Consider the following 23,927-nt stretch of genomic DNA (forward strand, 5'->3'; position numbering starts at 1 on the left):
CCAGTATGTAAGACCCCTTGAAGACGACGAGGTTGATAGGTTCGGGGTGGAAGCACAGCAATGTGTGTAGCTGACGAATACTAATCGGTCGAGGGCTTATCCTAAACACGTTTACTGTGACCCATACATCCGGTAGACAGCAGCATAAAAGGCTTCAGCAAGCCTAATCTTTCGTATCCAGTTTTCAGGGCGCAACTTGCTAATGCATGCATTAGCAGACGACCCACAAAAGTGGGTTTTCTTTTTTGTCCAGCACCTGATTTTATTTATGGCGGTCGTGGCGAAGTGGTTAACGCATCGGTTTGTGGATCCGACACTCGGGGGTTCAATTCCCCTCGATCGCCCCATTTTTTAATAAGTAGTATGGCATTTTTTGTTGGGGATTAGCCAAGCGGTAAGGCAACGGACTTTGACTCCGTCATTCTCAGGTTCGATCCCTGAATCCCCAGCCATTTAKWTGCGGAAGTGGCTCAGCGGTAGAGCATCGCCTTGCCAAGGCGAGGGTCGCGGGTTCGATTCCCGTCTTCCGCTCCATTTAAGTTGGCGCCATAGCCAAGTGGTAAGGCAGAGCTCTGCAAAAGCTCTACCCCTAGTTCGAGTCTAGGTGGCGCCTCCATTACAATTTTATAAAATGTGCCCTTAGCTCAGCTGGATAGAGCGTTTGACTACGAATCAAAAGGCCAGGAGTTCGAATCTCTTAGGGCACGCCATCTTTACTCAAATGCCGATGTGGCGGAATGGCAGACGCGCGCGACTCAAAATCGTGAGGGAAACCGTGGAGGTTCGAGTCCTCTCATCGGCACCATATTGCATAAACGATAGTTCATTAGATATTTTATCTAATGAGCTTTTTTTGTATTGCTTTAAAACCTCCTTCATAGCATTAGCCGATGCTAGCTTCGAAATGTACTCCAAATGAGAATTAACGTTGGTCGGAGATCATGATATCCGCTGGAGTGCACATCTCACTGAACGGAAACGTATATGAAAAAGTTGTTTTGGGTGAAAAGTAGGTTGCGGTATCGGCAGTAAAAGTAAACATCGCTTAAACGTCAGCAGGATGGATCAGCGATAGTGGTATTAAAACGTCAGTGATGGTAAAATTTGAGGAAAAGCATACAAACATTCATATCGACTTGAAGGAATACAAAGTATCGCAGGAAACGGGAGAAGGCGGCATGAGCATGGAATCCATCTCGCTGGCAGACGTGGAGAAGTACGTTCAGTCGGTAGACGGATTTTCGAAGATTTAGCGATATGAAGGTGCTAATGATCGCCATGGAGGAGTTCAATAGCTTCATGAGCGGGCAGAAATCTGCGGAAGAAGTAAGCAAGCTGATCCAGAATCGGGTGACGACGTATTTGAATGAGTAGATCGATGGATTAAAAAATGCTAAAGGTTCAGAATATGCATTAATCGGATAGTGAGTCATACTAAAATCCTCTATTGAAGGTTGTCTATTCACCTACTTCTATAAGAGAATTTTAGCTATGGCTCTTTTTTTTGCTCAGAAGAATGCTTGCTCTTATCGCAATATCATAGTCGTAGGTAAAAATGATCGTAGCGATGATTGCATTTTACAGTTAATATCTGTAAGTTAATACATAACTGAACTTTTCTGTTCTTTAAAATAAATACATAAGGGGGATATGAGGTAATGGACGGTATGTCATCAGGTATTATTTTCGGAATATTTCCAATAGTATTGTTTATTGTGTATGGTGTCGTTGCGCTTATGGGTATTTATTGTCTATTTTTACTTATTAAACTTTTGATAAGAGCGATCAAAGCTTTAGATATTCATTTAGATGAAAAAGGCAGACGATTATAATATTCCGCTGATAGGAAGCCATTCTTGGAGGTGCGTTAGGATGAGCCATTATAATAACAACCCGTTGCTGTTATCCATTCCAGAGAGTTTTGAAAGCAGCCGTCTTCTTATCCGCGCGCCCCAATGGGGGGACGGAGCGAAGCTGAATGAGGCCGTTAGAGAAAGTGAAGATGAGCTCAAACCTTGGATGCCATGGGCTCAAGCGATGCCTACGATCGAAGAATCTGAAGTTGTCATCAGGAAGTCACGGTCCAAGTATATGGATCGTTCAGACCTCATGCTGCTTCTTTTTTTAAAGGATACAGGTCAGTTGATAGGAAGCAGCGGTCTTCATCGCATAAATTGGCAAGCGCGAAAATTTGAAATCGGGTATTGGGCTCGTACAGCTTACAGCAGTCAAGGGTATATAACGGAAGCGACGAATGCAATTTCAACAATTGCAATAAATGAGCTAGAAGCCAATCGTATTGAAATACGTTGTGATGCTAGGAATTATCGAAGCGCGCGAGTTGCGGAGCGACTGGGCTTCACATTAGAAGGCATACTCCGAAATGAAAAATGTGATGTCAACGGTATTCTGCGGGATACGATGTTGTTTGCGAAAGTAAGAGACAAAGAATTTTGAAGAAAAAGAACAGCACTATATATACTTATTTTTCAACCATGAATAGGTATCTTCGATCGTTCGAGGGAAGACAGAAGCTTGCTCTTTCGTCAAAAGAGGAGCAGATTCCAACTCTTCTCTAGAACCCATTCCTTTACGGAGCTTGAAAGAGAGTGTAGGATACTTATTATGGAATGAAATAAATGATTATCATCAGACAGGGAGTGTTTACGGGATGGGGAACAAAACCTTCACGCTGAGCGAAGCGAACGAGATGCTGCCGCAGTTGCAAGAGGATTTACGGAAGCTTCAACACATTACGGCGCAATTTGAAGATTTATATATAAGTTATCAGAAAGAGAAGGCTGCTTATGAACAAGTTTTTGCTGCTATTGAAGACAGTGAGGACCCTTTCTTTGAGAGGGAAAGCCAGCTGGAATTTATGAAGATGGAGGTAGACCTGCTAATTGAAAACTTCTCGCGAAAAGGCGTGCAGTTGAAAATGATTACTCCTGGTTTAATTGACTTTCCAGCGGTGCTCGATAATGAGGATATTCTGATTTGCTGGAAGGAAGGCGAAGCTGAGGTTAGCCATTATCATGGTTTACATGATGGGTTTATGGGCAGAAAACCGTTTCCGCAGGATGAATAGTATTCATATTTAATGACCAGCAGGGATTTATCCTTGACTGGTCTTTTTAGTGTGAAGACAACACGGATTGATTAGAAACATTTTACAATTATTATACGTTATGTAAGTTGGGTGATGAAAATTGGAGATAAGAAGGTGTGAAATGAGAAACTGGAAAACAGCTTTTTCGCGAGGCGTTATGATGGCATGCTGTTCTCTACTATTAATGAGTTCTGTTGTATCTGCATCATTTGATTCACGCACTTCCTATGTGGGAGATAACAAGGAAACGGAGATAGCTGCTCCTATTATTAAACCGCAATGGTCATTGAACTACGAAGGTATAGCAGCAACAGGTGAAGGTAAAGCCTTTTATTTGCTAAAGGGAAAAGTGATAGCTGTTAATATTCAGAATGGGAAAAAACTTTGGGAGTATGGCAGTCAGCTCAAAGCTCCTGTCGTATATAAGGAAGGCCAACTGTACGTCAATTCGAGCGGAGGCCGTGTTCACGCTATTAAGGCGTCCTCAGGCAAGAAAGTATGGGTGGCTTCCGTGAACGCTAATAACATTCATGATATTATTCCGGATGGCGATCAGCTGTTCACCTTTAATGGAGACATTCAAGCTTACAGCATAAAGGATGGTAAATTTCAGTGGCGTGACAATTACAAAGAGCCGCTGCACACAAAGATACTGTTTCATGGCGATTTTATAATAGGAGAAAATGAGTTATCGGGTGCTTACACTTACTCGCTCCTTCATGCTTTTAATCGCAAGACAGGAAAAAGGGTTTGGGAAGCTGCACATTACAACTTTCCAATTGGTGCAAAGGATGGAACTATAACTGCGCAGAAGCTCGTTAACCTGTTCGAGCCTGCTCCATTAACTACACTTGATACCCTAGATATCAAGACGGGCAAAGTACTTAACAGCAAACAATATAATCCTCTAAAGATTGACTTAAATAAAGGAGAATCCGGCAACGAAGGAGACGCTTGGATTAACGGGGACAACGTATTCGTCAATTTCAATTCTGAGGTGTATAGTTACCCTCTAAATGCTGATCCGAGCAAAATAGAGCCCAAGGTGTATAAGCCTGTTGTTTACGCGCCAGGATTCAAATATGCGGCTGGGCCATATGAGGGGAAATTGATTTATACGAATGGCCGCGGGATATATGGGGTTAAATTAATTAATAAGACAACCGTGGATTATAATGCTGGTGTAACAGGCCTCATCGCACGTTTTGATTTAATTGGTAAAGGAATATATGTGGCGCAAACGGATGGAACGGTATCAGCTATTCATTTAGATACAGCAGCGCCAATTGTACAATTAAAAACAAATGAAAGAGAGTTTGGAGAGACGCTGCTTGAGAGCGGAATGATTGTGGTTCAGGCAAAAGGCAAGCTGCTCGCATTTAAACAACCTGCCAGCTTGAAATCTAGCGTCAAGTAATTAAATAACAGCTCAATGATCATTAATTACAAAAGAGCCCCGATTACGAAAAATCGGGGCTCTTTGCTTTATCGTAAAATAAACTCAGCGGTTACCGGATTATGGTCGCTGTGTTCGAATGCTAAATCTGTACTTTGCAGCCGAATTTTATCTACGTTTGAAGAAACGAGAAAACCATCAATTATGGCTCTGAAATTAACGCCTTCCGTGTATGCAATATCTAATGTACGTACAGTAGCGATGCTGTCGTCGACCATCCACTTGAAGCCGCTTGGTTTGAAATCCTCAGGAAACTGCTGAAGCCATTCTGGCCATGCCTGTGTCGTTTCGAATCGATCAGGGGCAGTGCCGGGCAGGGCATGGTTCCAATCTCCGCCTACAATAATATAATTGCCCTTGCCATTCTCCTTCTCTAAAAAAGCGGCTAAATAATCCAATTGCTGCTTGCGGATTTTGCCACCCTCATCAAAGGCAGATAGATGTAGATTGATAACAATAAGCTCTTTGCCGTTATTGACCTCAAATCTGCTTTCTATAAAAGCACGATCCAATTCAAGCTGCTGTATCGGCCAGCTCTCTTTGCCTGGAAGATCGTATCGCTGATTGCTTTTGTTTTTGAATGTTGAGAAGGTTAGAAGGCCGCTCTGAACGGAGCCCATTGGATTAAAAATCGGAACGGGAACCCATGCCACTTTATAGTTATAAGCAAATGCATAGCCGTAATCTTCCAAAGGTTTTGCCAAATAGTCTATTTCATTAATATGGTAGCTTCTTGACGAGCGGGCATCGACTTCCTGAAGCAAATAAAAATTGGACTGGTTTGTTTTCATAAAGGAGGAAATGGAGTCTAGATTGGAAATCGTTTGATTTTTGCTGCTGGAGCGTGATTTTTTACCTCCATCCATAAAAAAATCTTGTTTTTTGTCCAAGCCAGCATAGCCGATATTGAAGGTCGTAACTGTAAATGGAACGCCTTGCTCGATGAGTTGCTCTTTATTATTTTCTGACGTAATCTCGATAACTTCTGCGGGTTTATAATCGGATAAAGTAATATACAGTAAAAACCCTCCTGCAATCGCAACTGCGAGTAGGATAAGCGTACCAATTGTTTTTAATATCTTTTTCCCCATATGATCCATCCTTTCATTACGTATTGCGTTACTCACATTTAAGATTATAAGTATGCTATTGGAAATGTACCATGATATGGGTTAGGGAACTAGTTGTTTTTTATTGATGTCTTCTCACTATTCAGGAAAGTGATATTAACGATACTAAATAATGAGACTATAATTAAGCTCATTACAGGTCATATGCGACCAAGGATGGGGAATGAATGATGAATATCATAGCTTTTAAACACTTCGCTTTTGATGATGATTATGCATTTCGTTCATGGGCCAGCTTTGGAGGACATCGCTTGGATGTTAAGAATCCTGCTCTTGAGATTGATGTCAAATGGCTTGACGATATGGATTTGCTTGTTATATGCGGCGGGCCAATGAGCGTCTATGAAGAGGAGAAATATCCTTGGCTTACGGCAGAGAAGCAGTTCGTACGGCAAGCCATTCAGCTTGGCAAAAAAGTGCTGGGCATCTGCTTTGGTGCTCAAATGATAGCTGAACTGCTGGGAAGCCGAGTATACCGAAATACGCATAAAGAAATAGGCTGGCATTCGATTAACCGTACGCAGGAGCAGCATCCTTGGCTCTGCGGCATGCCTGAGCAATTTGTTTCGTTTCAGTGGCATGGCGATACCTTCGACTTGCCGCAGGACACGCGGCTCCTCGCTTCTTCAGAGGCGTGCAAGGTGCAGGCATTCGCTTATCGCGAGCATGTCATGGGACTGCAATTTCATTTGGAGACGACAGCTGCATGCATGGAATCCATGTTTGCACACTGGTCTTCAGAGCTAGTTCAGGCGCCATACATTCAAACAGCTGAACAGATTCGCAGTCAATTCGCGCGCACTGAGCAGTCTCTAACGCTACTACATGGCATATTGGATCAGATTTCCTTAAAGTGTTAATAGTGGAACCATTTTTGTTGCTCCCTTAGTCCAAAAGTAATATCATAAATGAATAATGAAGCGGCTAGATTATCGGTTAAGGAAAAGGAGATTTCAAGCATGAAGCACAATCGTCTCGGGAAATCAGAGCTCTACATAAGTGAGATCGGCCTTGGCTGCATGTCACTAGGGACAGATAAAGTAAAAGCGACAGCCTTAGTACATGAAGCGATCGAGAAGGGCATTAATTTTCTAGATACGGCTGATCTTTATGATGAGGGTCTTAATGAGGAAATAATCGGCGAGGCAATAAAGGGAAAACGGGCAGATATTGTACTTGCGACGAAGGTCGGCAATCGTTGGGAGAAGGGAAAAGCGGGCTGGTCGTGGGACCCGTCCAAAGCTTATATTAAGTCGGCTGTAAAAGACAGCTTGCGAAGGCTCCAAACGGACTATATCGATTTGTATCAGCTGCATGGAGGTACACTGGATGATCCCATATCGGAGACGATTGAAGCATTTGAGGAGCTTAAGCAAGAGGGACTCATTCGCTATTACGGCATTTCTTCCATTCGTCCAAATGTTATTCGAGAATATGTGGAGCGTTCAAATATCGTCAGTGTGATGAGCCAATATAGTATTTTGGACAGAAGGCCTGAAGAGCAAATATTGCCTTTATTAGAAGAGAAGGGCATTAGTTTAATCGCTCGAGGTCCGGTGGCAAAAGGGATTTTAACCGATAATGGAGCTGCCAAGGCGGATAAGGGTTATTTGGATTATGACAAAGAGGAGCTGTCATCTTTGCGAGACGTTTTGCTAGAGATGCGAGAAGGCTCTCGTGATTTGGCGCATACAGCAATCCGGTATGCTTTGGCCAATCCAGCTGTAGCTGCTGTCATTCCTGGCGCGAGCTCGTTAGAACAGCTGCAGCACAATATCGCGGCAAGTGAAGTTCTTCAGCTATCTCCCGCTGAGCTGGAGACCATCAAGAGGTTAAGTAAAGAAAACCGTTTTGAACAGCACCGTTAGAGAGTAGGAGAGGCTGCCTGATAGGCAGCTTCTTTTTGATTATAAAATAAAAAAGTTTTGATCCATTGATAGATATTTGGCGTAAGTGGCATCTGTCTAGTAAGGGGGATGAATGATGGAGGTTTGGGCGCCCGATTTGCCATCTCTGTTAAGCAGTGGAGCAGGGGCAGAAGCACAAGAGCAGTCGTTAGTTGAACGAACAAGGTCCGGCGATGAGGAAGCTTTCGGGGAGCTGGTGCGTCGTCATCGAGCTAAGGCGCTTGGACTCGCTGGCAGCTTAACGAAGGATGCGTTTATGGCAGAGGACATTGTGCAGGAAGCGCTGATTCGTGCATTTATGCACCTCGGTACGCTTACAGACGCAAGCAGGTTTATTCCTTGGCTGCACCGGATCGTGCGAAATCAAGCCTATATGAAGCTGAGGAGAGGCGGACCCTATAGCAAGGAGCGGCCATTCGTTAGCTTCATGAGCCAATCAGGGCTGCCAGCAGAGGCAGGTAAAAGCGGGCAGTTGGTTGATTGGAGCGATATCGATAGCATCCTGTTTCATTTAACAGATCAAGCCATGAATGAGCCGAGTGAAGGACAAAATCCGGAGCATGCTGTCATCCGCCAAGAAACGCTCCAGAGCATTCATACGCTGATCCGATGCTTGAACAAGCGGGAGCGGGACATTTTTGAAGCACGATTTTTTGGCGAGCTGCCGCCGGCTGAGATTGCTGAGCTGTTCGATACGACGACTTCAAACGTATACAATATGCTGTCGAGATCAAGGGTTAAGCTTCAGAAGGAGCGTATTCGCATATCGATTAGTTTATATGTGGAGCAACGGGCGTTGCTCGGTTTGCCCAGAAGGAAAATTCTCACTCCGCCCCCTATGTAGGTTCAGAACGTTTATGACAAATCTTGAATGGAGCTGAAAATAATGACGCTGGATAGGGATTGGTCCAAAACATGGACCTCGGCCGCTGCTGCTATACATGGCGCGGTGAGCTACACGGATAAAAAACATTTTACGCTAACAGATGTGATGGGATTTACCGGTCATGCCTTTCGCATGAATATTGATCCCGTCAGTATTAACGCGGCAGGGCCAACCTCATTCCCAGGTGGATATATATTGAGGAGGAATATAGGAAATCTCGGCTTTACGAGCTGTTTGGCTGATCCTATGCTCCCGTTAACGCCGGATAAAGTAGAGCGAACTATCGCTCTCGTTCAGCAGTCAATCGACCGTGGCATCCCTGCCATTTCATTTGATTTGTTTATACCTGAATTCGGTTTGATCTATGGTTATGATGATGATAAGCAGCTCTTTCATGCAAAAGATGTATCGAAGGACGGCACGATAAGTTATGCCGATTTTGCCGATTCCAAGATTGATTTGTTGTTCGTGACGACGATTAGCGAAAGCCTGCCTCACTCGAAATACGAAATATTGCGCATGGCGTTATCGATGATCGTGGATCATGGGCGAGGCAAGGAATGGACGCATGTGTTCGAGGATAAATTTGTACAGGGCTTAGCGGGTTATGAGGCATGGATTGGTGTGATGGAGCGGCGAAATGCGGATGAGCATGGTCATGCCTATAACATTGCTGTCATTTCTGATGCGCGTGAGTTCGCTGCTCGTTTTTTACGCGAATTGGCATTCCGCTGGGATGGGACAAATGTTGTGGAGAGAACGGTTCGCAAGCATGCGGGTGAAGCAGCGCTGCATTACGAGGTAGTTGCTGAGGCGCTGGGCAAGCTGAGAGAGCTATTCCCCTTCCCAGAAGGCGGCAAGCCGAAGGACCCTGAAACCGCGGATCGTGCAATCGTACTGCTTCGGCAAGCACAGGCGGCGGAGTCGAAGGGATTGGAGCAGTTGGAGCAGCTGTTTCATTTTATGAAGGAATATTATTCGGAGATCTGGGTGAACTGAGTCATCATTGTGTAACGGTTGGGCAAGTGTATGATGAAGGACAATGGGGAATTTTTTAAAGATATAAGCAGCGATAGCCTCAAATAAAGCTGCTCAAAAAAGTTTGACAGGGAGAAAGCCTATACCAAGGCTTTCTCTCTGTGCTATTCTTAGGGTGGAAGGTTTGACATTATCAACTGTATGAAATAACATTACAGTATCCTTCTTGAGAGGGAGTTGTGAAAATGAATAGTGAATTTACGGTTGCGGTTCACAGCTTAGTGCTGTTAGCTTATTTGCCTGATCATATGGCGAGCAGCGAGACCATTGCTCGCAACGTTTCGACGAATCCGACACGTATTCGCAAAATTATGAGTTCCTTACGGAAGCATGGCTTTGTGAAGACAAAGGAAGGAATCGGCGGGGGATATATTTTGAATTGTGAGCCGAATGAGGTTACGCTGGCCCAAATATATCGAGCACTATCAGGCGGTACGCTAAAGCCGCATTGGTGTTCAGGAAATCCAGAGGAGGACTGTCTGGTATCCGCGAATATTCAAGTGGTGATGGATCATTTTTTTTACGAGGCAGAGCTTCATTACGTGGCCTATTTGGAGCAAAATACGCTTCAAACTGCTTTGGACAAGATTCGAAAATGTCAGCAGCAGCTTAAAGAAAAGCAGGTTTGATGCTTTTCAATGCTTGCCAGTTTATGCAGGCATCATGTCTGTTTCACGATAGAGCGGTAAATATGGTTGAATACTGTATATTACCGCTCCTGTCATGAAGCTGATGCATTTGCAGCGGCTCTTTTTTACGTGTAAAATGTATCTAATAATAGTACAGTTGATTTGCCAATAATAATATTGATAGAAGCTGCAGCTTCTATTCGTAAAGAAAAGAGTGAATGTCATGTCAGAACAAACGATAAACAATTCAGCTTTTAATATTCCGTTATCCGTTCTTGATGTATCTCCCATTGTAGAAGGCGGCACTGTTGCCGAATCACTTAGCAATACATTAGATCTTGCACAGCATGCGGAAAAATGGGGCTATAACCGTTACTGGCTTGCGGAGCACCACAATGCGCCAAGCATCGCCAGCTCAGCGACATCCATCGTTATTGGCCATGTTGCGGCAGGTACATCCACGATTCGTGTAGGCGCTGGGGGGATTATGCTGCCGAACCATGCACCGCTCGTTATTGCTGAGCAATTCGGTACATTGGAATCGTTGTTTCCAGGCCGTATTGATTTAGGACTTGGCCGCGCTCCTGGAACGGATGGTCTTACAGCAGCTGCCCTTCGTGGAAACAGAAGAAGCAATGGGCATGATTTCCCCGAGCAGCTGGCTGAGCTGCGCGCGTTTCTAGATCCGTCGAGTGCTGAGGTGGGCATGCCAGTGCGAGCGATTCCGGGCGAAGGTCTAGAAATTCCGATTTGGCTGCTGGGCTCGAGCGATTTTAGCGCCTTGCTCGCTGCACAGCTGGGCCTGCCATTTGCTTTTGCAGGACATTTCTCGCCCAATTTCACAGTTCCAGCAATGAATCTTTATCGAAGCAGCTTTAAGCCATCAGCGATTCTCGATAAGCCAAAAGGAATGGTAGCGGTCAATGTCATTGCGGCAGATACGGATGAAGAGGCTGAATATTTAGCGACATCGATGCAGCAGCTGTTCCTATCCTTTATTCGCAACACGCGTGGAGCTTTGCCTGCACCTGTTCGCAATATGGATGACGTCTGGACAGCGCAGGAGAAGATTGCTTTGATGCAGCAACTAGGCTCTTCCATTGTTGGCGGGCCAGAGACGGTACGCACGAAGCTGAAGCAATATATTGAGGCGACGAAGGCGGATGAGATTATGGTCGCCGCACATATTTATGATCACCAAGCTAGATTGCGCTCATATGAAATTATAGCGGGTCTGTAATATACCGAATTAGCTAATAAAATTGAAGCAGAATAGAAAAGAGTGAAGACTTAATAACCAAGTCTTCACTCTCTTTTTTTGCTTTAAATGGGCTGATTTACTCGATAGGCGGATAGTGCCCTTTGCGCAGCTTATTAATGGAATAACCAAAGTCCATTTGAAGATGAGGATAGTCAGGGAAGTTTTTCCAATCCCCTCCCCAAGAGAAGCCAAGGCGCTTGGCGATTTCAACAACTTCCATCCAGTCGGACCGCCCATTTTTATTGCCGTCATACTCCATGTCCCATATGACCTCGCCCTTCTTCGTTCGCAGGGCAAAATCGACAGCGAGGCCGTAATTGTGATAGGAGTGTCCGCCTTGAACTTGCGTAACGACTTTACCCTCCGTTGTGCGTCCTTTTGCATAAATCGCGTTTTGCTCCTCGCTTGAACGGAAGCCGTCTGTGACGAGAATGGTGATGCCGGCCTTGCTCGTTTCGGCAATCAGCTCGGTCTGCTTAATGAATACGATCGGATGCAGTGCCGTTACGGGTGGAGCTTCAATAGGATCATTGTTCGGCAAGTATGGATCAAAGGAAAGAATAACTTTCCATAAAAGAGCAGCGGTTAGCGCTAAAATAATAAACAGCAGTATTCGGTTTCGCTTGCGCTTACTTCTTGCTGCCAGGCTCAGCTGAGCCGGTAATGTAGGATGAGAAACTTGATTTCGCTCCAGCATGCTGAATCTCCTTACGTTTTATATCCGCTTATTTTATCATATTGTTTATTTTGACACCCTAGTCTGTGGTAGGGGATTAGGCTTAATTACTATTGATTATGCTTTCTACCAATATTTTAGTAATGAGTTATAGAGTAGATTTTGGTATGCTTCGAGGATTGATCGCATGAGGAGGGTCTTTCGTGAAGCATACTTATACTAGATTTGCTCTAGCAGCATTTACTTTACTATATATCATAACACTTGTTGCTCATCCCATTGCGGCTCAAAGCACGCTGCCTTTTGATGATATATCAAGCAGCTATGCCAAACAGGAAATAATCGATTTGTATAATAAAAAGATTATAACGGGCACATCGGAGCGAAGCTTCTCACCGAAGCAATCGATCTCGAGAGCGGAGTTTGTCACTGTGCTGGATCGGCTGCTCGGGCTTGAGCCTGTACCGACGCCAGTATCGCCATATACTGATGTACCTATGAAGGCTTGGTATTACGGATGGATTCAGGCTGCTGTGCAGCTTGGCTTAGCAGACGGCGTCAGCGCCTCTTTGTTTGCACCTGCGAAGGCAGTTACAAGGCAGGAAGCAGCCGTATTATTAACGAGAGCATTGAAGAAGCTGGATCATAAATCGGCAGTAAAGCTAAGCTTTGGCGATGACAGCCGCATTGCTGCTTGGGCAAGTTCTTCTGTAGCGGCGATGAACGCTCTTGGCCTTATGAAAGGTGACGATAAGGGGAATTTCCGTCCAGGCAATCCGATAAGCAGACAAGAAACCGCAGTAATGATTCATCGGGTGCTGCAAAATGTGAACTGGGCAGCTGAGCTTGCAGCTAAGCCCAAGGAAACGATAAAGCTAGGCTGGCAGTATGGCCAGACGACGCAGCAGTATGAACAAACGGTTTTGAATTCTAATGTAAACACCTTGTCTCCGCGTTGGTATTTTACAGGGGAAGCGGGAGAAATATCGGATAACACGGATCCTTCTCTTGTGACATGGGCGAAGCAGCATAATAAAAAAATATGGGCAATGGTCGGCAATCGCTCGGATCAAGCGGCTACACATAAGCTGCTATCTAGTTCCGCAGCACGCACCAAAGCAATCACGCAGCTGACAGGGTTTGTTACAAAATACAAGCTGGATGGTCTTAATATCGATTTTGAAAATGTAGCCCCGCAGGACCGAGCAGCTCTGACTGCATTCATAACGGAGCTATCTAAAAAAATGAAGCTCTTGAACGTTACGCTCTCGCTAGATGTATCTCCTGACCGTGATACGGACTGGACCGACGCCTTCGATTTTGCTGCACTTGGAAAGCTTGCAGATTATATCGTATTGATGGGCTATGATGAACACTGGGGAGACGGCTCGGAAGCGGGCTCCAACGCTTCTATAGGTTTTGATGAAGCCGCTGTAAATAAGCTTCTTAAATTGGTGCCAAGCCAAAAGGTAATATTGGGCGTGCCCTTTTATAACCGTGATTGGGATTTAAAGAAGGACGGCAGCGTTGAGTCCTCTGCATTTATATCATTTGGTGAGCAGAATGCGCTCATTAGTAAATATGGAATCAGGCCTTTATGGGACGCCAAAATCGGGCAGTACACAGCTGTATATATGAAGAATGGTATACAGCATAAAATATGGGTCGAGGACGGGCGCTCGTTAACCGAAAAATATAAGCTGGCTGTAAAAAGCAAGCTTGCTGGACTAGCTTACTGGTACGTAGGCGGCGAAAGTCCGGATATATGGATAAGTCTAAAAAATGCGGATCGATTTTTGGGTTATTCCTTCTCATAATAGTTATTTACCAAAACCGCTGAATTGATTCGCAAAAGCAAATGACATGGGCACCCCTCTAATCAAGAGGGGTGCCTTTTTTTAAGGCTGCTGCTAACCTATGAGATGAGGCATTATATGTTATGAATATGCTGTAAAGCAACGAAAACTAGATTCGTATTTTCCGAACTAGCTATTGCGTGGTGGAAATGTGTAAAATATGTTAGGCAGAGCGGTAATTATTGGTTATATGTAGATGAAATGAAGCCGCTAAGATGAGAGGGAGAGGGTCTATTCGTGAAAAAGTTTGCAGCATTATTTCTATCATTAGCTCTACTATTTTCTTTCGTAACGAACATCCAAGCAGAGGCTAAGCCTATTTCAGTTTGGATTGACGGCGAGCAGGTACAGCTTGGCGAGAATCAACCTACGATGGAAAAGGGAACGATTCTTGTTCCTGCGAAGACGGTTCTTCAAAAGCTTGATTTCCAAGTAACTTGGGATCAGAAAAATAAAGTCATTTCAGGCAAGAAGCAAGGACTAACCCTTTTATTCCAAATCGACAACTTAGGGGCAATGGCTAACGAGACGGAAATTGGATTGCTTGCTGCGCCTAAGATCGTTAAAGGAACTGTTTATATTCCTTTGCGTACGGTAAGTGAAGCAGCAGGTTATGAAATTACTTGGAATAAAGAGCAGCGCTCTGTTTCTCTTAAGGAGAATGAGCCAAGTAAAGGTTTCCTTTGGAAAGTAGAAAAGGACGGCAGCACCGTATATTTGCTGGGGTCGATACATATTGCGAACAAAGCGATGTACCCTTTGCGCTCTGAAATTCAAAAAGCTTATGATGCATCCGACTATTTGGTTGTAGAGGCTGATATTTCGAAGATGAATGATGAGAAGGTGCAAAAGCAAGTGCTTGATTTAAGCGTATTGAAGGATAATACAACGCTTAAAGATCATATCTCAGCTGATTCTTACAAGAAGCTTGGCGAGATTTTGAAGGAGAACGGCTTACCGGAAAATACGCTGGATACCTATAAGCCTTGGAGCGTTTCGTCTACTGTGGATTATCTTAGCTCAGCAAAAGAAGGTTATGATTCAGGCATAGGGATTGATGCCCATTTCTTGCAGCAGTCGCTGGAGAACAAGAAGCCAATTCTAGAGCTGGAATCGATCGAATACCAGCTTAATATGTTCAATAATTTTTCAGACAAACTGCAAGAAGAAATGCTGAAAGGTTCTATTGAGAACTATTTTGCAGAAGTATCAGGGATTGAAGATCTTACGAAAATGTGGGTTACCGGAAATGAGGAGCAGCTGCTCGAGCTGACGAAATCAGCTTCGTCGAATGCGGAGCTTAATAAAGCGCTGCTTACTGACCGCAATGCTCCAATGGTTGAGAAAATAACGGGTTACTTGAATGACACGACAAAAAAATCATATTTCGTAGTCGTAGGAGCTGCACATATGCTCGGCGAGAACGGACTCGTTCCACTGCTGGAGAAGAAAGGTTTTACTGTAGTTCGTCAATAACCGCATGTAAGAGAGAAGGCAATCACGCAGTGAGCGTGCTTGCCTTCTTTTTGTTCTTTGTATGATCAGCCGATATGCTGCTGCTGTTTGAGCTTAAGCTCAACAAGCAGCGCGTGCAGCTGCTCTGTCGCTAGGCCATGCAGTACGAGTCGAAAGCCTGCTTTAAGCGTCGTGAGCGGCACCATGGGATGTTTGTTGTTTATAAGCGCCAGTCGGTCGTTGCTGCCGATAATTTTGGAAGCAAGGATGCCAATCGTTTCATCCAGCTGAAGGGAGTTCGTCGCACGCCAGAAGTCATTATCGGTTAGAAACATTTGATAGACAGGGGTGAAGCATTCAATGGCGGTCGTCAAATCCATAAAACTGGTCCAGCGATTAGGCATTTGCTCAATAGGCAGAGGTTCCGATGTGATGGCGTTAAAGTTAAGCCGGTCCTGCTTTGTAACCTCAATTCCTTTGTGACGCATCTCGCGATTAAGATTGATGACGAAGTTGTATAAATTGAGATCGTGAATGAGAAAAAGATCATCTTTTACCGGCTCCAGATTGGTTGGTTTGAGCGGGTTCATCTCGATCTGAACGTCAGGCACATTATCACGAATGAAGCCAAGCACCTCAGAGCCAAGATAGAAGTGGCGCAAAATCATATAATTAGCATCTGGGCTTACGAAGGTTTTCATTCCGAAATGCAGGACGCGGTGCAGCAGCCGGGATGAGGTGAGTGCTTTAGGTACGATTATTTTGTAAACCTGAAGAACAATAATCATTAATCTCGCAAAAGGACGCAGTACGGGCAGCAGAAACTGCCGTGATCTGCTAGAGCAATCCTTGAGGTAAGCAGCCTTGGCCTCCTCATTGAAGGGAATGCTCTGATCCATAAAGATGGCTAAAAACGGATTGGGATCGTTTTTGTCATGCGGCATTTGATGAAAATAATCAGTTTTGCTCATACATTGCCCAGCTCCTCTAATTGCAGCAAGTATAAGCGCGCCGTCGTTTTAGCTGTTTTCACTATTCGTCCTGCAATCTCCGCAGTGAGCATCGGATGCTGGACGACTGCCTCGAGCCTCTCAAAGTGCTTCTCATCAGAGTCGCTATGATAAAGCAGGAACGACACTTCTTCATCGCTAAGCCCAAGCTGATCGCGAATCATTTCGCCCCAGTAGCGCGCCATACGGCATCCAAGTCCCTCTATAATCCACATAGCGCCAATGAGATCAACGGGATTCTCGCGGCTAGCACGCTGGAACAAATAAGCCGACAATGCTTCACTGCCAATATTTTTTTCGCCTGATTGTATGTGTGCTAGGTCCCCGCCGATGGCGACGTAGTTGCGTTCTAGAATTTGAAAGTCACGATGCTCGTCACGCGCATGGGCAATGAACGTCGAACGAAGATCGATATGCTCAATCGCGATATACGAGGCGGCACGAGCAATCCACTGCGAACCGTCAATGACCTGTTGGCGGATGTTTTCCATTAGCAGCTTGTAGTCATGAAGGGTAAATTTGTTGTTGTACAGCTTATGAATAACCGGGACATGAGCCAGCTTTTGCTCAAAATCAATCCAAACCTGTACGAGCTGCCTAACGAGCTGCGCTTGAACGTGGTCTGCTTCGTTATATTCGAGATGAGGTGCCTCAGGCTGCCTCTCTTCAAACAACGGATCTGCGATATGTCGCACATCAGCTGTGTCGCCAACAACCGTCAACAGCATATAGGAGGTTTGGAATCGGCCGCTTTCCGGCACCATGCATAACACCTGCTCACCTGGCTTCAAATGGCCTTCGTTAAGCAGCTCCTCCAGCATGATGTAGATTGAAGCAGCACCGGTGTTGCCCTTCGTATATAAATTCGTAAACCATTTCTCCTCAGGAATGGTGAGTCCGCCAAGCTGCAGCAGCTTAAATATTTCGTCGCGGAAAAAATGAGATGAATAGTGGCATACCATCCAATCGATAGCGCTCGGTTCGATTTTGCCCTCATCTACCAGCTCGAAAAATCGATTAACCCCGACCTTAGGCATTTCATTAACGAGCCGAATATCTTGTTTGAGATTAAGAGCCCCGTCGTCAGCAGCTTCATGAATGGTGGCATAGTCAAGCCAGCTTTGCTGCTCGGCATTATCCTTGTTGGTTCCTGCATACATGCAGACATCGTATAGAGTAGCGTAGGATTTGTTGTCGATCCATTCGATGCGCAGGGATAAACCGCTGGCGGCAGGTTGATGCTGAAGAACCGCTGCACCTGCTCCATCGGACAGCATAAACCGAAGAAAGTCAGTGTCGAAAGGAATGGGATGATCGGCGACACCCTTTTGCGCTTCGAACCTCGTATTTTTGAACACGCGGCTCGGAAATTCACTGGCGCAGGAAATGGCGGTTTGCTGCTCTCCTGACTGCACATGCAGGAATGCGTTTTTCATCGCCTGCATACCGCTGGCGCAAACGCCGTGATGTGTCGCAACCTCCATGACAGGCAGCTTCGTTTCGGCATGCACCATACTYGCGAAGCCGGGAACAAGCAAATCACCTTGGGTCGTACCGACAGCGAGAAATGCGATTTGATCGCTCAGTGCCGCATGGTTGCGGGAGAGCGCATCTTGTATCGCAAGTCCTGCCATTTCTGCATTTGAATATAGGCTCTCTTGTTCTTTGTTTATCGCATAATGCCGAAAGCGTATTTTGTTTTGATCAAGAATGCGCCGCATCGACTTGGAGCTTTTACCGTTTATTTTGCCGAGATAATCCTCGATTTCATCATTACCGATAGGGGAGCCGGGAAGAAATTTACCAATGCTGGTTATATAGACGGGATTCATCAAGCACCTCCAAATAAGAAATATTTATAAGTCTTATGATCGGTTATGCAGCGTTTCAAGCCTAGTACTAACTTTATTTGGTACCGCAATTAAAGTAGGGCTTGAATATATGCATGATCGTCTTATATAATAAACGCATATCAAAACTGATGACTGACGGAGGTAACCCAGCCGATGAAGTAAGTACACGATTCCTGTAAACAACTTGTTTAAGTACAAGCGGCGTTCTCATTAGCGAGAACCGGTCAGGGATACGTGCGTCGATTTGGGGGCTTATGGATAGTCAATCAGCAGCGATAGATACGAGATGTTTACCCGCTAACTAGCGGTGTGACGCATCGTTATTTTCGTTTACCTGATATTCCCCTGCGTATTCGACCGTGTGCCGCTGGCCACGGTTTTTTATTATGTTTTTTTTGAAATGGGGAATGTTCAATGATGCTATTAAAAGTTAAACATGTGAACAAGGAATGGGACGGCAATATCCTGTTCGAGAATATAAATTTTGAAGTCAGAGAAGGCGAAAGGCTGGCTCTGTTTGGACGAAATGGCGTGGGCAAAACGACGCTGCTGCAAGGATTGACAGGCAGAATCTCATTCGATGATGGTGAGGTGCAGCGGCTGCTTCCTCTTGCAGAGTGGGGCTGGCTCGACCAGCAGGCACAGATGAATTCCTCACTCACGCTGCTTGAATTCGTGCAGGCAGGGACAGAAGAATTGTTCCGATTAAAACGGTCGATGGTGGAGTTAACAAGGCGAATGCAAGAGGATGCAAGTGAGTCGCTGTTAAGCGAGTACAGTGAACTGTACGAACGTTATGCGCAGCTTGATGGCTATAGCTGGGAGATGAAGGTGGAGAGATGCTTAACGCAGTTAAGCTTTGATCCCTCGTTATGGCACTTATCATTTTCGCAGCTAAGCGGAGGTCAAAAGACGAAAGCACAATTAGCTGCGCTGATGGTAAGAGAGCCGAAGCTAGTTGTGCTGGATGAGCCGACGAATCACTTGGATTCTTCGGCGCTGGATTGGCTGGAAGAATGGGTGCAGGATTACCCGGGAACGGTTATTTATGTGTCGCATGATCGTACGTTTATCGACCGGACAGCAACGACTGTTCTTGAGTTTGAGCGAGATGGGTGCCGGCGCTATTCGGGCGGATACACGCAGTACAAGGCGCAGAAAGAGCTGGAGCTAAGGACGCAGGAGGCGCTGCATAAGAAGCAGGAGCTGGAGCGTGAGAAGCTGCTTGAGAGTATACGCATGTATGCCGAATGGTTCCAGCAGGCGCATAAGGCGGCGGGTCAAAATGATTTTCTTAGATCAAAATCCAAGAAAAACGTGTCGCGTCTGCATGCGAAGGAGTCTGCGCTTGAGCGGTTGAACAAGGATAAGGTGCAGAAGCCGCGCGAGGACTCACAGCTGAGGATGCAGCTGGAGTCCGACGGTTTTGCAGCGGCTACGCTGCTTCGGATGGAGGACGTTAGTTTTGCCTATGAGGGGCATAGGAGCGTTATAAGCAGGTTAAACCTCACCTTAGGTAGAGGTGATCGATTAGCTGTGCTTGGTCCGAATGGTGTAGGCAAGTCGACATTGTTAAAGCTTGCGACAGGGAGCTTATTGCCTAGCACGGGCAAGGTTAGCATTCATCCGCAGGTGAAAATCGGATATTTTGAGCAGGAGCTTGATAAGCTCGACAATGAGATGACCATCCTTGACAGCTTATTGCTGCTGCCGGAGATGACGCAGTCGCATGCAAGGACGATTTTGGGCTGCTTCCTGTTTACGAAGGAGGACGTATTTAAGCGAATCGGGGACTTAAGCATGGGTGAGCGATGCCGAGTCGCATTCTTGAAGCTTTATTTTGGCAAAGCGAATCTGCTCGTGCTTGATGAACCGACAAACTATTTGGATATTAGCACGCGAGAGCAGGTCGAACAGGCGCTTCAGCATTATCCGGGTGCCGTTCTGCTTGTCACGCATGATCGCTATTTAATTCGCCAAGCAGCTAATCGACTGCTCGTACTCGATGGAAAAAGTGAACCAAGCTTGTTCCACGGATCGTATGAGGAGTATGTGTCTAAGGATCGAAGCCGGCTGCTTTCAGCGGATGAACAGGTAAGCCAAAATGAGCGGGAGATGCTGCAGCTGCGATTAACGCAGCTTATGAGCTGTGCTGAGCCGGAAGATCCAGCGGAGCAGAAGCAATTGATGAATGAAATTCGCCAGCTGCGCGCGCAAATAAATAGCTGATGGGCAGGCTGGAGGAAGGTGGATTTACAGCATGGTTAGGAGAAACATGGCGTATATAGTCTTAGCGATGCTCATGCTGGCTGGATGTGCTGGTCAGGAGCAGGATAAAGTGCCGAAGCAAACTTCAGCTTCAGATGAACCCTATGACTATTCGATTAATGAGACGGAGGATGTTATTGCAAAGTCCGGTGAAGTAACGAATAGCGAGAAATTAGATGCTTTTGTGAGCGGAGCTATAGATCAGGTGCGAGTTGTACGTTTTATAACGGAAGGAAACCCGATTTTTTATAATCTTGCGTGGGCGGAGGATCAGATCGAGGTGCGTTACGATACATCACAGGATCAGTATGGATCATCAAGCGTAAAAACCTATTCATGTGACGGTTTGAGAAAAGAAGAAACGGGACGCGCTTACGCCTATAAGCTAAGTGGCTGTGGCGCAGCCAATAAGCCGATAGATTTGTTGGACGTTCCGATTTAGGCAGGAGATATAAGGGAAAGAGCTATCGATTTGATAGCTCTTTTTTGTTGCTATTAAGTATCGCAGAGTTGCATGAATCGAATTTGTAAGTTTGAAATGCAATATATGGTTTACATCTATATGGATATAAATTACAGTATTTACAAAGTGAATGATGGAAGATATTGTGAATACGAATGGGTGAACATGCAAATGTGAAATTAAAGCTGGTAAGAGTGGAGAACGATATGTCATAGGAGCAGCTGGCTGACGCGTTTGGAGCTACTAGGTAGACGGTCGGACACAATGAAGCTGGCAATTACAATCCGAGTATTCTTCTTTGTATCGCTATTTGCAAGACACTCGGCAAAACGTTAAACGATCTATTTTGGGAGGCATCTTGATGAAGGTTTAGAAGCTCGGAGATAAACGGATCACGTCAGAAGTGCAAAAGTAGGGGCATCACGCGTTCGGTATTTTAGCTAACGAACTCCAGAGGCCTTATTTGCAGGGTAGCGTTCTGTTTTTGAATCTAACGAACACAGCGAGCCTTATTTCTTGTAATTTCAATCATTTGGGCTCTATTAAGGGCTGATAACGACTCCTGAGTTCGTTAGAGATTAATATAGCCCTGATATTCAAGAATAACGACACCTGAGTTCGTTAGGATAAAGCATGAACATGAAAACACAGATGGTTGAGTTAAGCGACTATGCTAGAATGCTTTTGGACTAAAGTATTGAAAGATTTTATTAGAGATTGAGTGTTGAGTGAATAAAAGCAATTACAATTAACGGAAGTATCTATAATGTTAATGATTTAACCATTACTCGGAGGTGAGTACGATCTTAAAGAAGAAAAAGGCAATATTTATCGTTGTAGCTATTGTAGTTGTTTTTACATGGATTCTTACCTTCCTATCTCCCGAGTGGACGATCCGCAGACATATACTAATGAGCTTGCAGCCTATCAATAGCTTGAAAGCGGATATTTCCACAACGAGCAGAGTCGATGAAAAGTACGGTCATTTATACAATGTGATCGGGTATATGCATTACCCTACGGGAGATGAGCTGGGAGCCGTTTATTTGAAGAAGCTGGGGCCGTTATGGTATGTAGCGAGTTTAGGGACGGGTCCGTGAGGAAGAGGAAAGGGGTTGTCCTATAAGCAATGACATCTGCTTATGGGACACCCCCTATTTTTAAAAGCACTGCAACCAACGTACGAGGCAATTGAAGCGGGGGATTATCGATTCACATCGACTTGAAGATTATGTTTTTTGAAAATGTGAATCATGGCGGTTTTGGCTTCCTCTTCATCTGGACCATGTATTTCAAGGTGGTAGGAATGGGTTTGGTACAAGATGATGCTAAGTCCAAGGATGCTTTTGACATCGATAAATTTGGAATCACTGGTGCGGAGAACGATGCTTGATTTAAAATCGGCCGCCATTTGATTAATATCAACGATAGCTCTGATTCCAGCTGTCATTGGATAACCTCCGTTCCACTTTTCTTGTTTATCTGTACTCCCGCGGTATTCTGCGTGCTACGCCTGTCTTGATCGCTGCTCTAATGACGAGATCGCGAATGGCTTTCACAACGGCCTGATTGAAAACGCTCGGAATAATGTAGTGCTTGCTTCGTTCTTCATCCGAGATTGCGGATGCGATCGCCTCTGATGCCGCCAGCTTCATTTCCTCGTTAATCGTAGTAGCTCTGCAGTCCAATGCCCCGCGGAAAATACCAGGGAAACACAGCACATTGTTAATCTGGTTCGGATAATCCGAACGTCCGGTGGCGATTACCCCTACAATATCCTCAACTTCCTCAGGCTTGATCTCAGGTGTTGGATTCGCCATTGCAAAGACGATAGGATTTTCGGCCATCGCCATAACATCTTCGCGTCGCAACAGTCCTCCAGCAGAAAGTCCAATGAATACATCAGCGCCTTGGATCACGTCTCGTAAAGAGCCTTCAATGCGGTTAGGGTTGGTATGCTCGGCATACCAGTTCCACATGCGGTTATCATAGTCAGTTCCAGCGGTTATCGCGCCGTTCCGATCTACACCAATGATGTTTGTAACGCCGGCGGATAAAAGAATTTTTGTGCAAGCGACGCCTGCTGCACCGATTCCGCAAACAACGACCTTAATGTCATGAATGGGCTTATTCACAATTTTTAATGCATTGATTAGTGCCGCATACAATACAACTGCTGTACCATGCTGGTCATCATGAAATACTGGAATATCGAGTTCTTCACGCAATCTTTCTTCAATCTCAAAGCACCTCGGCGATGAAATATCCTCAAGGTTAATTCCGCCGAAGCCGGGTGCAATCGCCTTAATAGTTGCGATAATTTGCTCGGTATCTTGCGTATCAAGGCAGATAGGGAAGGAGTCTACGTCTGCCAACTGCTTGAATAGCATAGATTTTCCTTCCATAACGGGCATAGCTGCATAGGGGCCAATATTGCCAAGCCCCAAGACAGCGCTGCCGTCCGAAATGACAGCAACCGTATTTCTCTTGATCGTTAACGTAAATGCTTTTCTTTGTTCTTCATGAATGGCTAAGCAGACGCGTGCAACATCGGGCGTATAAACACGAGAGAGATCGTCGCGGTTCTGAATAGGCGATTTCAGTTTAGTTTCGATTTTACCGCCAAGATGCAGCAGAAATGTTCTATCCGAAATATTCACTAGCTTGACTCCGTGCAGGTTCTTAATCATTTCAGTAATAATGCTAATATCGACTGTATCCGTGACGGTAATGGTAATATCTCTTATCGTCATATGCTGACTGGTCTGAATGACGTCAATGGCCACGATATCTCCACCGGCTTCGAAAATAGAGGATGCAACCTGTCCGAAATGTACCTCTTTCGTATTCATTTCGAGACGCAGTATTACACTTTTCCCACCTAGTTTATTGTTATCCATGGCTACCCCCATCAAATCTGTATTTTTTAT

Annotated in this window: 22 protein-coding genes, 6 tRNA genes, 1 rRNA gene and 1 pseudogene; 24 read left to right on the plus strand and 6 right to left on the minus strand. The window is 45.2% G+C overall.

Annotated features, from left to right (window positions below):
• From AB4Z50_RS29500 to AB4Z50_RS29555, 12 genes are all read left to right on the plus strand, one after another.
• Positions 1-104: ribosomal RNA gene (locus AB4Z50_RS29500) — 23S ribosomal RNA — on the plus strand; the annotation flags it as partial.
• 167 nt (positions 105-271) lie between these two features.
• Positions 272-347 (plus strand) — tRNA-His (locus AB4Z50_RS29505).
• A 30-nt stretch (positions 348-377) separates the two neighbouring features.
• Positions 378-452: transfer RNA gene (locus AB4Z50_RS29510), tRNA-Gln, on the plus strand.
• A 7-nt stretch (positions 453-459) separates the two neighbouring features.
• A tRNA-Gly gene (locus AB4Z50_RS29515) sits at positions 460-534 on the plus strand.
• Between the two features lie 8 nt (positions 535-542).
• A tRNA-Cys gene (locus AB4Z50_RS29520) sits at positions 543-616 on the plus strand.
• A 17-nt stretch (positions 617-633) separates the two neighbouring features.
• Positions 634-710: transfer RNA gene (locus tag AB4Z50_RS29525), tRNA-Arg, on the plus strand.
• Between the two features lie 13 nt (positions 711-723).
• Positions 724-805, plus strand: a tRNA-Leu gene (locus AB4Z50_RS29530).
• Positions 806-1,091: 286 nt separating this feature from the next.
• On the plus strand, positions 1,092-1,253 hold the full coding sequence (locus AB4Z50_RS29535; protein ID WP_441884996.1) for a hypothetical protein: 162 nt from the start codon (positions 1,092-1,094) through the stop codon (positions 1,251-1,253).
• 405 nt (positions 1,254-1,658) lie between these two features.
• The gene (locus AB4Z50_RS29540) at positions 1,659-1,832 is read left to right on the plus strand and encodes a hypothetical protein (protein WP_441884998.1); all 174 of its coding nucleotides are present in this window, start codon (positions 1,659-1,661) and stop codon (positions 1,830-1,832) included.
• Positions 1,833-1,872: 40 nt separating this feature from the next.
• Positions 1,873-2,457 carry a GNAT family N-acetyltransferase gene (locus AB4Z50_RS29545; protein WP_441885000.1) on the plus strand — a complete coding sequence of 195 codons (585 nt, stop codon included), beginning with the start codon at positions 1,873-1,875 and terminating at the stop codon, positions 2,455-2,457.
• Positions 2,458-2,599: 142 nt separating this feature from the next.
• Positions 2,600-3,088: a DUF2203 domain-containing protein gene (locus AB4Z50_RS29550; RefSeq protein WP_441885002.1), complete on the plus strand. Its 489-nt coding sequence runs from the start codon at positions 2,600-2,602 to the stop codon at positions 3,086-3,088.
• 142 nt (positions 3,089-3,230) lie between these two features.
• Positions 3,231-4,526: a PQQ-binding-like beta-propeller repeat protein gene (locus AB4Z50_RS29555; RefSeq protein ID WP_441885004.1), complete on the plus strand. Its 1,296-nt coding sequence runs from the start codon at positions 3,231-3,233 to the stop codon at positions 4,524-4,526.
• 68 nt (positions 4,527-4,594) lie between these two features.
• On the opposite strand, the gene AB4Z50_RS29560 is transcribed toward AB4Z50_RS29555, so the two are convergent.
• Entirely contained in the window at positions 4,595-5,656 is a 1,062-nt protein-coding gene (locus AB4Z50_RS29560) for an endonuclease/exonuclease/phosphatase family protein (RefSeq protein ID WP_441885006.1), read from the minus strand.
• A 206-nt stretch (positions 5,657-5,862) separates the two neighbouring features.
• Here AB4Z50_RS29560 and AB4Z50_RS29565 point away from each other — a divergent pair, with 206 nt between their 5' ends.
• The 6 genes from AB4Z50_RS29565 (at position 5,863) to AB4Z50_RS29590 (ending at position 11,395) form a co-directional block, all read left to right on the plus strand.
• A complete protein-coding gene (locus tag AB4Z50_RS29565; RefSeq protein WP_441885008.1) occupies positions 5,863-6,555 on the plus strand; it encodes a type 1 glutamine amidotransferase in 693 nt (230 codons plus the stop codon).
• 99 nt (positions 6,556-6,654) lie between these two features.
• The gene (locus AB4Z50_RS29570) at positions 6,655-7,563 is read left to right on the plus strand and encodes an aldo/keto reductase (RefSeq protein WP_441885010.1); all 909 of its coding nucleotides are present in this window, start codon (positions 6,655-6,657) and stop codon (positions 7,561-7,563) included.
• 115 nt (positions 7,564-7,678) lie between these two features.
• Entirely contained in the window at positions 7,679-8,446 is a 768-nt protein-coding gene (locus tag AB4Z50_RS29575; RefSeq protein ID WP_441885012.1) for an RNA polymerase sigma factor, read from the plus strand.
• A 27-nt stretch (positions 8,447-8,473) separates the two neighbouring features.
• Positions 8,474-9,487: a hypothetical protein gene (locus AB4Z50_RS29580; protein ID WP_441885014.1), complete on the plus strand. Its 1,014-nt coding sequence runs from the start codon at positions 8,474-8,476 to the stop codon at positions 9,485-9,487.
• A 224-nt stretch (positions 9,488-9,711) separates the two neighbouring features.
• The gene (locus AB4Z50_RS29585; protein ID WP_076271867.1) at positions 9,712-10,155 is read left to right on the plus strand and encodes an RrF2 family transcriptional regulator; all 444 of its coding nucleotides are present in this window, start codon (positions 9,712-9,714) and stop codon (positions 10,153-10,155) included.
• A gap of 223 nt (positions 10,156-10,378) precedes the next feature.
• Entirely contained in the window at positions 10,379-11,395 is a 1,017-nt protein-coding gene (locus tag AB4Z50_RS29590; RefSeq protein ID WP_441885016.1) for an LLM class flavin-dependent oxidoreductase, read from the plus strand.
• A 97-nt stretch (positions 11,396-11,492) separates the two neighbouring features.
• On the opposite strand, the gene AB4Z50_RS29595 is transcribed toward AB4Z50_RS29590, so the two are convergent.
• Positions 11,493-12,113 carry a M15 family metallopeptidase gene (locus AB4Z50_RS29595; protein WP_441885018.1) on the minus strand — a complete coding sequence of 207 codons (621 nt, stop codon included), beginning with the start codon at positions 12,111-12,113 and terminating at the stop codon, positions 11,493-11,495.
• Positions 12,114-12,295: 182 nt separating this feature from the next.
• On the opposite strand from AB4Z50_RS29595, the gene AB4Z50_RS29600 reads away from it, so the two are divergent.
• On the plus strand, positions 12,296-13,909 hold the full coding sequence (locus tag AB4Z50_RS29600; protein ID WP_441885020.1) for an S-layer homology domain-containing protein: 1,614 nt from the start codon (positions 12,296-12,298) through the stop codon (positions 13,907-13,909).
• Between the two features lie 276 nt (positions 13,910-14,185).
• Entirely contained in the window at positions 14,186-15,424 is a 1,239-nt protein-coding gene (locus AB4Z50_RS29605; RefSeq protein ID WP_441885022.1) for a TraB/GumN family protein, read from the plus strand.
• Positions 15,425-15,489: 65 nt separating this feature from the next.
• Here AB4Z50_RS29605 and AB4Z50_RS29610 read toward each other — a convergent pair whose 3' ends face one another.
• The gene (locus AB4Z50_RS29610) at positions 15,490-16,374 is read right to left on the minus strand and encodes a DUF6999 family protein (protein ID WP_441885024.1); all 885 of its coding nucleotides are present in this window, start codon (positions 16,372-16,374) and stop codon (positions 15,490-15,492) included.
• Entirely contained in the window at positions 16,371-18,245 is a 1,875-nt protein-coding gene (locus tag AB4Z50_RS29615) for a 3-oxoacyl-[acyl-carrier-protein] synthase III C-terminal domain-containing protein (protein ID WP_441885026.1), read from the minus strand. The genes AB4Z50_RS29610 and AB4Z50_RS29615 overlap by 4 nt, the downstream gene beginning before the upstream one ends.
• A 435-nt stretch (positions 18,246-18,680) precedes the next feature.
• Here AB4Z50_RS29615 and abc-f point away from each other — a divergent pair, with 435 nt between their 5' ends.
• From abc-f to AB4Z50_RS29635, 4 genes and pseudogenes are all read left to right on the plus strand, one after another.
• Positions 18,681-20,495, plus strand: a complete 1,815-nt coding sequence (abc-f, locus tag AB4Z50_RS29620) for a ribosomal protection-like ABC-F family protein (RefSeq protein WP_441885028.1) — start codon at positions 18,681-18,683, stop codon at positions 20,493-20,495.
• 31 nt (positions 20,496-20,526) lie between these two features.
• Complete coding sequence (locus AB4Z50_RS29625; protein ID WP_441885030.1) at positions 20,527-20,976, plus strand: DUF4362 domain-containing protein; 450 nt, start codon at positions 20,527-20,529, stop codon at positions 20,974-20,976.
• A gap of 227 nt (positions 20,977-21,203) precedes the next feature.
• Positions 21,204-21,359: pseudogene (locus tag AB4Z50_RS29630) on the plus strand (helix-turn-helix transcriptional regulator).
• A gap of 432 nt (positions 21,360-21,791) precedes the next feature.
• Positions 21,792-22,097, plus strand: a complete 306-nt coding sequence (locus AB4Z50_RS29635; protein WP_441885032.1) for a hypothetical protein — start codon at positions 21,792-21,794, stop codon at positions 22,095-22,097.
• Between the two features lie 104 nt (positions 22,098-22,201).
• On the opposite strand, the gene AB4Z50_RS29640 is transcribed toward AB4Z50_RS29635, so the two are convergent.
• Positions 22,202-22,447 (minus strand): HPr family phosphocarrier protein, encoded by a 246-nt coding sequence (locus tag AB4Z50_RS29640; protein ID WP_441885034.1) that lies wholly within the window; start codon positions 22,445-22,447, stop codon positions 22,202-22,204.
• Positions 22,448-22,475: 28 nt separating this feature from the next.
• On the minus strand, positions 22,476-23,897 hold the full coding sequence (locus AB4Z50_RS29645) for an NAD-dependent malic enzyme (RefSeq protein WP_441885036.1): 1,422 nt from the start codon (positions 23,895-23,897) through the stop codon (positions 22,476-22,478).
• Positions 23,898-23,927: the final 30 nt, after the last annotated feature.

The sequence above is a fragment of the Paenibacillus sp. 2TAB26 genome, from assembly GCF_052115145.1.
Taxonomy (GTDB): domain Bacteria; phylum Bacillota; class Bacilli; order Paenibacillales; family Paenibacillaceae; genus Pristimantibacillus.

What these genes read in the sequence shown, in the direction of transcription:
- AB4Z50_RS29540 (WP_441884998.1), top strand. Translation starts at nt 1,659, where the DNA reads ATGGACGGTATGTCATCAGGTATTATTTTCGGAATATTTCCAATAGTA.
- AB4Z50_RS29545 (WP_441885000.1), top strand. Translation starts at nt 1,873, where the DNA reads ATGAGCCATTATAATAACAACCCGTTGCTGTTATCCATTCCAGAGAGT.
- AB4Z50_RS29555 (WP_441885004.1), top strand. Translation starts at nt 3,231, where the DNA reads ATGAGAAACTGGAAAACAGCTTTTTCGCGAGGCGTTATGATGGCATGC.
- AB4Z50_RS29560 (WP_441885006.1), bottom strand. Translation starts at nt 5,656, where the DNA reads ATGGGGAAAAAGATATTAAAAACAATTGGTACGCTTATCCTACTCGCA.
- AB4Z50_RS29565 (WP_441885008.1), top strand. Translation starts at nt 5,863, where the DNA reads ATGATGAATATCATAGCTTTTAAACACTTCGCTTTTGATGATGATTAT.
- AB4Z50_RS29570 (WP_441885010.1), top strand. Translation starts at nt 6,655, where the DNA reads ATGAAGCACAATCGTCTCGGGAAATCAGAGCTCTACATAAGTGAGATC.
- AB4Z50_RS29575 (WP_441885012.1), top strand. Translation starts at nt 7,679, where the DNA reads ATGGAGGTTTGGGCGCCCGATTTGCCATCTCTGTTAAGCAGTGGAGCA.
- AB4Z50_RS29580 (WP_441885014.1), top strand. Translation starts at nt 8,474, where the DNA reads ATGGAGCTGAAAATAATGACGCTGGATAGGGATTGGTCCAAAACATGG.
- AB4Z50_RS29585 (WP_076271867.1), top strand. Translation starts at nt 9,712, where the DNA reads ATGAATAGTGAATTTACGGTTGCGGTTCACAGCTTAGTGCTGTTAGCT.
- AB4Z50_RS29590 (WP_441885016.1), top strand. Translation starts at nt 10,379, where the DNA reads ATGTCAGAACAAACGATAAACAATTCAGCTTTTAATATTCCGTTATCC.
- AB4Z50_RS29595 (WP_441885018.1), bottom strand. Translation starts at nt 12,113, where the DNA reads ATGCTGGAGCGAAATCAAGTTTCTCATCCTACATTACCGGCTCAGCTG.
- AB4Z50_RS29610 (WP_441885024.1), bottom strand. Translation starts at nt 16,374, where the DNA reads ATGAGCAAAACTGATTATTTTCATCAAATGCCGCATGACAAAAACGAT.
- abc-f (WP_441885028.1), top strand. Translation starts at nt 18,681, where the DNA reads ATGATGCTATTAAAAGTTAAACATGTGAACAAGGAATGGGACGGCAAT.
- AB4Z50_RS29625 (WP_441885030.1), top strand. Translation starts at nt 20,527, where the DNA reads ATGGTTAGGAGAAACATGGCGTATATAGTCTTAGCGATGCTCATGCTG.
- AB4Z50_RS29640 (WP_441885034.1), bottom strand. Translation starts at nt 22,447, where the DNA reads ATGACAGCTGGAATCAGAGCTATCGTTGATATTAATCAAATGGCGGCC.
- AB4Z50_RS29645 (WP_441885036.1), bottom strand. Translation starts at nt 23,897, where the DNA reads ATGGATAACAATAAACTAGGTGGGAAAAGTGTAATACTGCGTCTCGAA.